Origin of the sequence: Sphingobacterium sp. UBA7038, assembly GCF_002494055.1 — a bacterium.
In the GTDB taxonomy this organism is placed as follows: Bacteria; Bacteroidota; Bacteroidia; order Sphingobacteriales; family Sphingobacteriaceae; genus Sphingobacterium; species Sphingobacterium multivorum.
In genome coordinates this window covers 77,351-90,932 of the sequence record NZ_DLAV01000011.1, presented here as the reverse complement: position 1 = coordinate 90,932, position 13,582 = coordinate 77,351, and the positions used below count along the sequence as shown (strand labels likewise).

The 13,582-nt window shown below is 39.0% G+C and carries 7 protein-coding genes; all 7 read left to right on the top strand.

Going from position 1 to position 13,582, the window contains the following annotated elements; genetic code table 11:
• Positions 1 to 78 precede the first annotated feature (78 nt).
• The 7 genes from B3H30_RS04810 (at position 79) to B3H30_RS04780 (ending at position 13,418) form a co-directional block, all read left to right on the top strand.
• Positions 79 to 3,585, top strand: coding sequence for a TonB-dependent receptor (locus B3H30_RS04810; RefSeq protein WP_070566785.1), 3,507 nt, complete (start codon positions 79 to 81; stop codon positions 3,583 to 3,585).
• Between the two features lie 10 nt (positions 3,586 to 3,595).
• Entirely contained in the window at positions 3,596 to 5,587 is a 1,992-nt protein-coding gene (locus B3H30_RS04805; RefSeq protein ID WP_083295986.1) for a RagB/SusD family nutrient uptake outer membrane protein, read from the top strand.
• A gap of 85 nt (positions 5,588 to 5,672) precedes the next feature.
• Positions 5,673 to 7,175, top strand: coding sequence for an alpha-L-fucosidase (locus B3H30_RS04800; RefSeq protein ID WP_070566783.1), 1,503 nt, complete (start codon positions 5,673 to 5,675; stop codon positions 7,173 to 7,175).
• A 127-nt stretch (positions 7,176 to 7,302) separates the two neighbouring features.
• The gene (locus tag B3H30_RS04795) at positions 7,303 to 9,834 is read left to right on the top strand and encodes a glycoside hydrolase family 2 TIM barrel-domain containing protein (protein ID WP_083295985.1); all 2,532 of its coding nucleotides are present in this window, start codon (positions 7,303 to 7,305) and stop codon (positions 9,832 to 9,834) included.
• A gap of 207 nt (positions 9,835 to 10,041) precedes the next feature.
• Positions 10,042 to 11,493, top strand: a complete 1,452-nt coding sequence (locus B3H30_RS04790; RefSeq protein ID WP_204991002.1) for a hypothetical protein — start codon at positions 10,042 to 10,044, stop codon at positions 11,491 to 11,493.
• Positions 11,480 to 13,039: a hypothetical protein gene (locus B3H30_RS04785; protein ID WP_139145010.1), complete on the top strand. Its 1,560-nt coding sequence runs from the start codon at positions 11,480 to 11,482 to the stop codon at positions 13,037 to 13,039. Before B3H30_RS04790 ends, B3H30_RS04785 begins: the two co-directional genes overlap by 14 nt.
• 40 nt (positions 13,040 to 13,079) lie before the next feature.
• Entirely contained in the window at positions 13,080 to 13,418 is a 339-nt protein-coding gene (locus B3H30_RS04780; RefSeq protein ID WP_070566777.1) for a hypothetical protein, read from the top strand.
• Positions 13,419 to 13,582: the final 164 nt, after the last annotated feature.

Sequence of the window (13,582 nt, the reverse complement as noted above, 5' to 3'; positions counted from 1 at the left end):
TTTTAGGGTAATCGCGTTTGGGAGACTCTTTATTGTAAGAATGGGAATAATGCCCCTTTTACAATAAAGCCTAAAAATATGAATAAAAAATTTCACCTGAGAAAAAACAAATTTTGGTTTGTTCGGGACCAATCTGCTTTAACTTTTCTAAAGCGATCGTCAAGAATAGGTACTATCCTTGGTTTAATAGCTCTTCAAAGCCTTCCCTTAGCCAAGGCACAAGAATTAAACCTCAATCTAAAAAATGCAACCTTATCAGAGGTCCTAAAAGAGATACGTAAACAAACGGGATATCAGATTATTTATGATTCGGATATTTTGCAAAACAAAAAATTAATCTCTTATTCTGGTTCCAAATTGGATTTGAGGTTAGTGTTGAAAAAAGCGCTCACGGAGCAGGATCTAGATTTTGTGATTGAAGGTAAAACTATTATTGTTAAACCACAGGAAAGGAATAGTTTCAAAAATATCCCAAATCAAAAATTAGAAAAGATAGAGATTAAAGGTACAGTTTTGAATGCATCGGGAAAACCAATTGCGGGTGTGACTGTGACAGAAAGAGGTACCTCAAATACTGTATTGACAGCAGAAGACGGAACATTTACTTTAAAAGTAGCAAATGAAAAATCTATTTTGGATTTTTCCTATGTGGGGTATGCTTCTTTAAGTGAAAACGCTAGTCGCAACCCAATGCTGTTGACAATGGCCAGTCAGGATAGAGCCTTGGAAGAAGTTGTCGTAGTGGGGTACGGAACTCAAAAGAAGGCAAATTTGACTGGTGCGGTTTCTTCCCTTGATGGTAAAGAGTTAGAGTCAAGACCTGTGCAGAATGTTGGACAGGCGCTGCAGGGCATGATTCCTGGGTTGAATTTACAGACAACTGGATTGGGCGGCGAGCTAAATCAAAATCTAAGCGTCAATATCCGTGGTGCGGGGACGATAGGCGTAGGGTCGAGTTCATCAGTTTTGGTTTTAATTGATGGGATGGAAGGTAATATGAATGCGCTGAATCCTCAGGATATTGAAAATATCACCGTGCTTAAAGATGCAGCAGCTTCTGCTATTTACGGCTCCAGGGCACCTTTTGGAGTTATCCTCATTACAACAAAATCTGGAAAATCGGGGAAGATAACAGCAAATTATAACAATAATATAAGACTGGGCAAGCCAAGAGGGCTACCAACGATGTTAGATTCCAAAACATTTGCTTACTATTTTAATGAAGTCGCAGCAAACGATGGTGAGGGTGCAAAATTTTCGCAGGAGGTATTGGAACGGATTGACGCTTATCAGAAAGGAGAAATAGAAACGACAACTACCCCAAATGCTAGTGACAGATTTCAATACTATACGGGATCTAATGGGAATACAAACTGGTTTAAAGAGTTTTATAGGGACTTTACAACTTCCCATGAACATACGCTCAGTTTGAATGGCGGTACTGAAAAGCTAAATTTTTATAGTTCTGCAAATTACATGGATCAAAATGGTTTGAACAGATTTGCCAATGATAATTTTCAACGATATTCGATAGCTACGAAAATCAATGCAAAGATTAGCGATAAGGTGGACCTCATGTACAATACGCGTTTTGTACGTGAAGACTACGAAAAAGCAAGCCATATGAATGATTTATATTATCATAATATAGCGAGAAGATGGCCTACGATACCTTTGTACGACCCAAATGGAAATTATTCCGAACCAAGTGAAATATTGCAGCTGCAGCAAGGAGGACGTTCAAAATTTCAGAAAGATTTTCTTTATCAGCAGCTACAATTACATTATCAGCCAATCAAAAACTGGAATATAACAGGAAATGTCAATTACCGCATTACGACTCAAAATGACCATGCCGAAATTTTGAAAGCTTATTCAAATGATGCAAAAGGAAACCCGTTTCTCCTTGCAGTAGGATACAATGCTGCGGGGTATACCAATGTGTCTGAATACAATCGCAAAGACGAATATTTCAGTACAAATTTCTTTTCAGATTATTCCTTTGACCTCAACGATGATCATCATTTCAAAATTTTGGCTGGTTTCAATTCAGAGCTCAATAAGTATAGAGATCTCAATGGAAGCATGAGCGATCTGATCACAGATAATATACCGACATTGAATACTGCCACCACCAATCCAAGGGCTTCTGGGGGCTATCAACATTGGGCTACCGCTGGTTTTTTTGGACGATTAAACTATAGCTACAAAGATAGGTATCTTTTTGAGGCTAACGGACGATACGACGGCTCTTCACGTTTTCCAAGAGATTTGCGCTGGAATCTCTTCCCCTCAGTTTCCGCTGGATGGAATGTAGCAAATGAGTCATTTTGGCCTATTAAGGAGCATGTTTCCATGTTTAAGTTACGTGGTTCCTATGGCGAGTTGGGAAACCAATATACGGACAATTGGTATCCTTTTTATGCAACAATGCCAGTAAGTATAGCTAATGGTACCTGGCTTTTGAATGGACAAAAAACAAATACAGCCAGTGCACCTGGGCTTATTGCCTCAACTTTGACCTGGGAGCGTGTATCAAGCTGGAATGTGGGGTTGGATCTGCGGGCACTTTCCAATCGTTTAGGTTTATCTCTTGAAGTCTATCGTCGGAATACATTCGATATGATAGGACCAGCACCAGAACTTCCCGCTATTTTGGGTACAGCTGTGCCGCGATTAAACAATGCCGAGATGAACTCCAGAGGCTTTGAAATTGAGTTAAATTGGAAAGATCATATCGGTAAATTGAATTATAGCGCGCGAGCTGTCCTTTCCGACGACCGTCAGACAGTCACCAAATATCCTAATCCTACAGGTACGTTGAGTACCTGGTACGATGGCCGCAAGAATGGGGAGATCTGGGGATATCAAACTTTAGGAATAGCACAGAGCGCAGAAGAAATGGCTGCACACCTCGCTAATGCCAAACAGTCTTTCGGGACAAACTGGCAAGCTGGGGATATTATGTATGCTGATCTCAACGGAGACGGTCAGGTTAATAATGGAGCCAATACGTTGGCGAACCCAGGGGATCTGGCAATTATAGGAAATTCGGCCCCACGCTATCGTTATAGTTTTGATTTAAATTTCAATTATAGTGGATTCGATTTAGGGATTTTCTTGCAAGGTGTTGGAAAACGCGATTATATGCCCAATGGCCCATATTTTTGGGGGGCGAATGGCGGGATGTGGCAGTCTGCTGGATTTGTTGAGAATATGAACTTCTACCGCGATGAGAATTCCACGATGGTACAGAACGGTGTTTTAGGTGTTAATAAAGATTCCTATTTACCAAGACCTTATTTTAACACCTCAAAAAATCAGCAAACACAAACTAAATATTTGCAGAGCGCTGCTTATTTACGTTTAAAGAATGCTCAATTTGGATATACGTTTTCTCCACAGCTATTGGCCAAGATAGGATTTACCAAAATTCGTATTTATGCATCAGGTGAGAATTTGTTGACTTTTACCAAAATGGCTAAGGTTTTTGATCCGGAAACCGTTGGACTAGGAGGATGGAACGATGGAAAAACATATCCATTTTCGACGACTTATTCTTTTGGCCTTAACTTGAATTTTTAATTAGATATATATGAAAACGACATATTATTTTTCTACAATTTCTTGGTTGTTATCGATGACCGTGCTGTTCACTTTGCATTCCTGTAACAAGTATCTGGACAGGGAACCCTTATCCAATGTAACGCCGCAGGAATATTTAAATACCGAAGCTGATTTAGCCGCATATACGGTTGGACGTTATGCCTTTCCATCACATTCTGGCTGGGGGCTTGGCACATTTGCCAACGATAACGGTACCGATAACCAGGTGACTTCAAGTTATTCGACTCGTTGGGTTCCGGGAGAATGGCGTGTGCCGAGTTCGGGCGGCGAATGGGATTTTGCTCAGATTAGACAGTTGAACTATTTTCTCGAACAGGTACTTCCAAAATGGAAGAGCGGTAAGTTAACAGGAAATTCAGCAAATATAACTCATTATGTGGGTGAAGCGTATTTTTTGAGAGCGTATGAATATTTTAATAAAGTACAGGCGCTGGGTGATTTTCCGATTGTTAAAAATACACTCAAAGATAATATGGAGGAGCTGACGGCTACTTCCATTCGACAACCTAGAAATATGGTGGTTAGATTTATTCTTTCTGATTTGGATTCGGCAATTACGTTGTTGAACGATGTAGCCCCTGACGGAAAAAACCGTATTTCAAAAAAGGCCGCTTTACTTTTTAAATCTCGTGTAGGGTTATTTGAAGGCTCTTGGCTAAAATACCACAAAGGAACTGCTTTCGTCCCTGGCGGAACTGGCTGGCCGGGCGCAAAATCGCACCCAAATTTTTCGATCAATATCGATAATGAGATCAATTATTTCTTAGAACAGTCGATGACTGCAGCTGCTCAGGTAGCCGATGCAGTCGAACTTGTCGGAAATACAAAGGATGATGGTTATAATTCATCTTCGAACCCCTATTTCAAAATGTTTGGCGACGAGAATCTAAATGGTTACAGCGAAGTACTTTTATGGCGGAGTTATTCAATGCCTTTAGGAATTACGCATGCTGTAAATCACTACATGAACCGTAATGGCGGAAATTCTGGATATTCAAGAGGCCTTGTGGAAAATTTTACGATGAAAAACGGACTGCCTATTTATGTTTCGAACTCCGGTTATGCAGGCGACGATTCCATCAGCCTCGTCAAAAAAAATCGGGATAATCGCTTACAGCTCTTTATGAAAGCACCTGGTGAATTGAGTTATACCAACCAGATTTCTTCGACAGGTGCTGTACAGACAGAGCCGAGACCAGATATTATCGGACTAGCCGAAACAAGGTACGTGACAGGTTATGCCGTGAAAAAAGGAATGAGTTATCTTTTTGCCCAAGCTGAGGGACAGACTGGTACCACAGGCTCAATTATATTTCGTGCTGTTGAGGCTTATTTAAACTATATTGAAGCAAGTTATCTTGCAAAGGGAATGATCGATGCAAAAGCGAATAGTTACTGGACAAAAATCAGAGAAAGAGCAGGTGTAAATACAGATTTTATGGCAACCGTAAATGCGACAGACATGCAAAAGGAAGCTCAAGGTGATTTTGCAGCATATTCTGCTGGGCAGTTACTATCCGACAAACTTCTTTATAATATTAGAAGGGAGCGCCGTTTAGAACTAGTTGCTGAGGGATTTAGATTTAATGATCTTAGGCGTTGGCGGGCGTTGGATCAATTGGCAAGCAATCCATACATTATTGAAGGGATGAGACTGTGGGGGCCTATGCAAGACTGGTACAAAGATAAAGGTGTATCGACTTTAATCGTACCCGGCACAGCAGGAAAAACCGCAAATGTGTCCTCACCACAGGAAAGTCAATATTTAAGACCCTATCGGATTAATCTTTCGGCTAACAATCTTGTTCTAAAAGGCTATAGCTGGACCAGTGCCCACTATTTGTCTCCTATAGCCATAAGTCATTTGAGCATAACTTCAACAGATGGTAGCCCAGCTGGTTCAATTATTTATCAAAATCCGAATTGGCCTTTAGTTGCCAATCAGGGAGCCAATCAATAATTGGTCGGAACCTTTACGAAAACTTTGAAGATAAGATAGTTCGGAGATTATTCCGGCTATCTTATTTTTGTCAGATAAATATCAAATGAAGAAAATTAATACAATTACATTACTGTTATTGGCAGCGGTTTTTCACGCTTCGGCTCAAAATATGATTGCATTACAACCCGGAGAATCAGAATCTGCTATTGTAACCAAAGCTGCCAACGTGATACCGACCCAAAGACAGCTTGATTGGCAAAAGCTGGAAGTGACCGGATTTCTCCATTTTGGGATCAATACCTTCACAAATAAGGAATGGGGTGAAGGGAAAGACGATCCAAAATTATTTAATCCGACGCAATTAGATGCAGAACAATGGGTTAGGACAGCAAAGGAAGGTGGAATCAAACTTTTGATTCTTACGGCGAAGCATCACGATGGCTTCTGCCTCTGGCAAACGAATACAACAGACTATTCGGTTAAAAATTCTCCTTACAAAAAGGGAAAAGGAGATATTTTTGGCGAACTTGCTGCGGCCTGTAAAAAATACGATATGAAGTTGGGGGTATATCTTTCCCCTTGGGATCGACATGAAGCTTCTTATGGGTCAGAAGCTTATAATGATTTTTTTGTTGCCCAATTGAGCGAATTACTGACCCGATATGGTCAGATTGATGAAGTTTGGTTTGATGGTGCTAACGGAGAGGGACCTAACGGTAAAAAGCAGGAATACGATTGGAATCGTTATTATCAGGTTATACGTGAAAAACAACCTGAGGCCGTTATCGCAGTTATGGGACCCGATGTAAGATGGGTCGGTACAGAAACGGGGTATGGACGGGACACAGAATGGTCAGTTGTACCGGCTAGTAATCTAGCACAAAATCAGATAGCTGCAGGATCGCAACAGCAGATGAATATTAAACCGGCCGGAGATATGCGTAATAAAGATCTTGGGAGCAGAGAAAGGATCAAAGAGGCAAAAGGGCTGGTATGGTACCCAGCGGAAACTGATGTTTCTATACGCCCGGGATGGTTCTATCACGAGGAAGAGGATAACAAAGTCAAAAGCCCGGGTAAGTTGATGGATATTTATTTTAATTCGGTAGGGAAAAATGGTGTCTTGTTGCTTAATATTCCACCAACAACTGCAGGTTTGATTCATTCGGTAGATGCTGCAAATTTAAAAAAGTGGAATGACTGGCGCACAGCATTGTTTTCGAAAAATCTTTTAAGCAAAGCTAAACTCCATACTGCAGGCCTCGTTTTAAAAAAATGGAAAAAAATGCCATTTTGGACGACGAAAGATGAAAAAAACAGCATAGCAACTTTTGAATATACCCTACCTAAAGCAACCGCGTTCAACGTTCTTTCCTTACAGGAAACCATCGCTTTAGGGCAACGTGTCGAGCGATTTAATTTGGAGATCTGGCAAGATGGAGTCTGGAGAGAAGTGTCGAAAGGAACTACTATCGGTAACAAACGTTTATTGACTTTTCCGACAGTTAGTGCCCAGAGATTAAGAATCAACATTTTACAATCTCGCCTAAACCCGCAAATAGAACAGCTGGGACTCTATTTCAATGAAAAAGGAGCATTTGAATAGCACATCATGATTTCAGCTTTAATTCCAATCACAAAAGATCTGAATAATTTTATTATGTTATACATAAGTTGTATTTTCGGATCTTCAATTTGTTTTTATGAACAAACTCAACCTTAAAATGCTATAGATGCAAAAAGAATCTAAATCTTATTTATCCATTTTTTCAACCCGAGGACTGAAATTTATACTATGTGCAATAATATCTATTGGACCAAATACTTTATTTGCTCAGGAACGAATAGTAACCATGCTCGAGGATGGATGGAAATTTACAAAACATGATCAGCCAAACTTCGCTGATATCGGATTGATTACAAGCGAATGGCAGACTGTTCGTGTTCCGCATGATTGGGCAATTTATGGCCCATTTAGTGCCAACAATGATAAGCAGCATATGGCTATTGCTCAAGATGGACAAAAGGAAGCATTGGAACATGCAGGTCGGACTGGTGGACTTCCGTTTGTAGGCGTTGGCTGGTATCGTAAAGAATTTGAATTGCCACAAAACGTTCAAAATAAGCGCACGGTTTTACAGTTTGATGGTGCTATGAGCAATGCTGTCGTTTTTGTGAATGGGAAAAAGGTCGGCAATTGGCCTTATGGCTATAATAGTTTTTATTTTGACGTTTCCGAGTATGTGAGTCCGGGTCAAAATTTGGTCGCGGTAAGATTAGAAAATAAGTCTGAGTCATCCCGCTGGTACCCTGGCGCAGGATTGTATCGAAATGTTCGATTGGAGATCACTGAAAAAACAAGTATTGCACATTGGGGCACCTATATTACGACGCCTGAGATCACAAAGGATTTCGCTCGAATTCAGGTTCGGACTGATTTAGCCGGTATAGATCTGTCGAAAGATTCTCTTTCCTTAGAAACTATTCTTATCGATAGCCATGGACGCATCGTGGCGAAGAAGAATGATCAGATAGGCAACTACCAGATCCAGCAGATGCAACAGGAATTGTTCGTTGAGAAACCACAATTGTGGGAATTGCAATCCCCCAATTTATATAAGGCTGTCAGCAAGCTCTATCAGAACGGCAAATTAATCGATAAATATCAAACCGTATTTGGAATCAGAAGCATTGCTATGGTACCCAATAAAGGGTTTTATTTGAATGGAAAGCTGACCGTATTTAAAGGAGTGTGTTTGCATCATGATTTGGGGCCTTTGGGAGCAGCTGTGAATGATGCCGCTATTAGGCGGCAGTTACGAATAATGAAAGATATGGGCGTTAATGCCATTCGCACTTCCCATAATATGCCGGCTCCGGAGCTGGTGCAAGCCTGTGACGAAATGGGTATTATGCTAATGGCGGAAAGTTTTGATGAATGGAAAATTCCCAAAATGAAGAATGGGTACAATCAATATTTTAACGATTGGGCCGAAAAAGATCTTGTAAATCTGATACGGCATTACCGCAATAATCCAAGCGTTGTGATGTGGTGTATTGGAAATGAAGTACCCGAACAAGGAAGTCCTGACGGATCTAAGGTCGCGCGGTATCTGCAAGATATTTGCCATCGTGAGGATCCATCTCGCCCCGTTACCCAGGGGATGGACAACCCTGATGCGGTTATAAATAGTAGCTTTGCCTCAACGATGGATGTTGCAGGCTTTAATTATCGTCCATTTAAATACCCCGAAGCCTATAAAAAGTTACAACAGCAGTTAATTCTTGGTACTGAAACTGCGTCTACTTTGAGTTCTAGAGGTGTTTATAAATTTCCCGTTGAACGAAAATCGATGGCAAAATATGACGACCATCAGGCTTCGAGTTATGATGTAGAGCATTGTTCCTGGTCGGATTTGCCTGAAGATAACTTTATTCAGCATGACGATCTACCTTACGCAATAGGTGAATTTGTCTGGACAGGGTTCGATTATTTGGGCGAACCGACACCCTACTATACAGATTGGCCAAGTCATAGTTCTTTGTTCGGTATTGTAGATCTTGCCGGTATCCCTAAAGATCGATATTATCTTTATCGTAGCCATTGGAACCAGGAATTGCATACACTTCATATTCTTCCTCATTGGAACTGGAAGGGACGCGAAGGACAGAAAACGCCAATTTTTGTCTATACAGATTACCCTGCAGCGGAAATTTTTATCAATGGAAAAAGTCAAGGAGTAAAAAAGAAAGATTTTGATGTTACCTTGGTAAATTCTAACGATAAAAAGGCACAAAATGATTTTATGCGTCAAAAGCGCTATCGTTTGATGTGGATGGATACTAAATACGAACCGGGTACGGTTACGGTAGTTGCCTATGATTCTTTAGGAAATATAGCTGCAAGAGATAGTGTAAAGACGGCAGGTAAGTTATATACTGTACGTTTAGACGTTGATCGGAAACAATTGAAAGCAAATGGAAAAGATATTGCTTTTATCACAGCTACGCTGGTTGATAAACAGGGGAATATAGTGACAGGCGAAGACCGAGAATTAAAATTCAAGGTAAAAGGTCAGGGGGCATTTAAGGCTGTGGCGAATGGAGATCCAACAAGTTTGGAATCATTTCAGAAGCCTTTCATGAAGTGCTTTAATGGTCAATTGGTTTTTCTTGTTGAAAGCAGAGACTCTGTTGGGGAAATTATAGCAGAAGTAGAAGGAAAAGGATTGAAGAAAGCAAGCGTCAAATTAACGGTGAAGTAAAAGATATGTTTCATCCTATAATGCTGTACAATTAGATAATATAGGTGTGTGTATAGATGGAATTTGCTTGTGGGGCACGATAATCTCATAAAGGTCTATTAAATATTGTAGAGAATTATTTGGCCTAATTAATGCATCAATTAATTATGTTTAAAAAAATGCTTTTGATACAACCTTTTTAATATCTTTGGTGAGTAACTTCATTTTATGAAAAGAGCTATTTTTTACTATTGTGCTCAGCTATTTTTCTTAATTCTAATTTTATTAATTGGAGGATGTTCCAAGAAGGAGAATATTGCGAGCAAAACCGATGAATATATTGATCAGGCAGAAATATTATATCCTTTGAATCTTGTTGTAAGTGCTGCAAACAAAGATTTAATAGAGTTATCTTGGGATAAGGTGAACAGTTCGCATTTTAAGCCAGTATCCTATGCGATATATGTCGATAATAAGCTTGTAGCGAAGGATCTTAGTATAACAAAATACAGCTTAATTAATTTGCTTGGCGATACAAATTATAAGATCCGTGTAATTGCGAGTTCCCAAACGGGAATAACACAAGAACAAAGCATAGATGCAAGAACTGTTGGAGGCAGCACAACTAACGGAAGTACTTATGTTGAATACAAAATTCATACGCAATCACGTATAACGGGCAATAATAGCATCCGTCTTCTGGAAGATGGTGGACATTTAATCTGTACATTTTTGCAGCATGAGGGGGGAGAAACAAATTTTAAACTGATTGTATATCGTACAAATAATAAAGGCCAGATTATATGGTATCGCTTGATCCAGGATCTAAATTATTATGATTTACCACCACATGTAGTGTTGCCTTCTAAGCAAGATGAAGCTTTCATTATTGTTAAACACGATATTTATGTCATTGATCAGACGAATGGTAAACTGAAACTGGAGAAGCCCGTTTCGATAGATTTGTCTCCGAATGATTACGTTTCATCAGTTCAGTTTGACGCGTCACATAACATGATCATGGGTACAGGTGGGGGAGAGCTGTTAAAGGTTACTACCAGCGACTTTAAAGTTGTTTGGAAACGTAAAAATAGCTCCGTTGGCATTTCTTCAATTCAGTTAGACAATGCGCAACAGATCTATTATAGTTTGCTTGATTCTGAAGCAACAAAAATTAAGGTGCAAAAAACAGATCGGGACGGTAATGTGCTGGCTACTTTTGAGTTTGATGGAAAGCTTCCTGGCGATTACGAACGTCAATACCATATGCCTATTTTACTGAAAGATAAAAATGATATTTTTTATCTCTGGGGTTTTGACTTCTATTCCTATTCGTTAAGGTATGTCAAATTTGATAAGAATGGCAATGTCAAGGCAAAATTGGGTGAGTACGTCAATTTAAAGCCAGCAGGAGCTTTTTTTGATAATGATAACAATATTGTGGTCTATGGACAGCAAGAAGGTGGTGGAATATCCACTTATGGTACTATAAATAAGTATGACAGTGATCTGAAGCTCTTATCGACTTTACAATATCCTAATTTGGAGATGCATATGTTTAAAAATATGACCCAGAATGTCGATAATTCATACAACCTGTTTTTCTATTATATACAAACCTGGTCCTATGAAAATTTGAATTTCATTTATATTAAAACAAAATCAAATGGGCAACTTTAACAAATACCTTTGTCTACTGGGGCTTGTTTTTCTTATGTCGGCCTGTAAAACTGAAAAAAATGAGGTTTTTCCAAGGATTATTAATGAGGCCATCACTAGTGTCCGGGATAAAGAAATTTCAATGACCTATCAGATTTCCAGTCTAGGATATACAAAATCGGGCGTCAGGTACTATAAAAAAGATAATCCCAGTCAAGGAAAAAGTGTTGAAGCTGTTCGTGAAGGCGATATGTTTCGACTCACATTGAATGAACTGGATTCCGAATCTACTTATATTTTGGTGCCTTACATCGAGTATAATGGCAACACAATAGAATCTGAGCGTAAAACTGAAATAACCACAACTGCTCCATTCCCAGAAGATTTTACGCTCTTTTGGCCAAATACAGAGGCAGAGTATGATGAAAGGGGCCAGTTTAGGACTGTGGTTGAAGGGAAGAATCTTAATAATATTAATCTGAGAGATATTAAATTTCTATTTGGAATGGACACGCTTCACATGAACTATCCCATTGCAACGAAAAATGGAACCTATCAGATCAGTCTAACGGGTTATTATCCGTATCGAGACGGAAATTATATGTTGCGCGTGATTTATAAAGAGAAAGAGATCATTGGTCAGGCTATTGATTTTATTTATAAGGGAAATACATTGGCCATAGGACTGAAAAAGACGAACTGGAGAACTAATTATCCTTCGATCTGCAATGACCAAATCTATTATTTTTGGAACAATTCTGTTTCACATTTTGATCCTGAAACGAGCCGGTTGCAGAATATTGCTCATATTCCCGATACGATGGGGGTTATTCCGCCAAAGTCCGTATCCATTGGAAATCGAATATTTTTTCTTGCACTTCCAGTTAGCCATATTTTGCCTTCGCTAGAGCCGGACCTTTTCAATGGTTATGAGTTGTTTTGTCAAGCTTTTGACATTGAAAAACGCGAATTTTCAAAGTACTATTTTAGCCGGCCCCAACTTAAAGAATCGCACGGTTATAGTAATCATAGTATCTTTGTGCACAATAATGCGGTCTACCAAACGTATACACTTACAGTGAATTCTCGTGGAATAAAGAATATTGTCGCCAAATATAACCCGACAAAAGATAAATTTGAGGAGATCGCCACTTTCGATACTAATTTTTCCAGTGAATGCTTTGTCTCAGTTAAAGGCAGATTATATGCACTTGGAGTTTCAAATGTATTTGACCAAGGTTTCAATATCGGGTATACCTTAACGATATATGCTGTTGACGCGAACACATTTAAACTTACAGAATTATATCGTGTCGGAACAACAAATCAAACCTATCCTTATGCGCCAGTAGGTGCCATAAATTTTAATGGTGATATATTACTGGCATTGGACGTCAATAATTTTATGATGTACAACATAGTAAAAAACACGCTAAGTCCTATCTATTTAAGTATTAATGGAAATCATATGTATTTTGGCGGAATGTTCACTTATAAAGACAAGTATTACCTCAATGCTGATATTAACTTTTTAGAAGGCTCAATTTATGAAATGTCTATCCAATAACAACTGTATATGCTGGTTTATAGGAGTTTTATTAGTCCTTATGAGCTCCTGCAAAAAGGAAACCGTATATAACGAAATAGATGCTTTTGCAGATATTCAAAATAAAGTTACTTTAGATAAAGGCCAGTACATACTGTCTTTTACACTTGCTTCGTATCCATATAGTAAAGTTGAAGTATATGTACACGATGATCTTGCTGTTATGTACAAACAGACCGGAGGAAAAATCTACAATGCCGTGAGTCAAAATAACAATAAGTATAGTGTGTTCTTTTCCCCTTTAGAAAAATCGAAAAAATACTATTATCAACTGATTGTTAACGACAGCAACGGGAATTCAGTACGTTCAGCAATATTTAATTTTACAACTCAACCTTAATATCCATGTATAATAAGTCTACATTATTTTGGTGTTCATTTCTTTGTGTTTTTTTTGAAAGCTTTTTATTTGTAGCCTGTTCAAAGAAGGAATACCAGGATGTACTGAAAACAGTATATGAACCTAAGGCCGAGCCCACTGAACTATATGACGAATTCACCGTC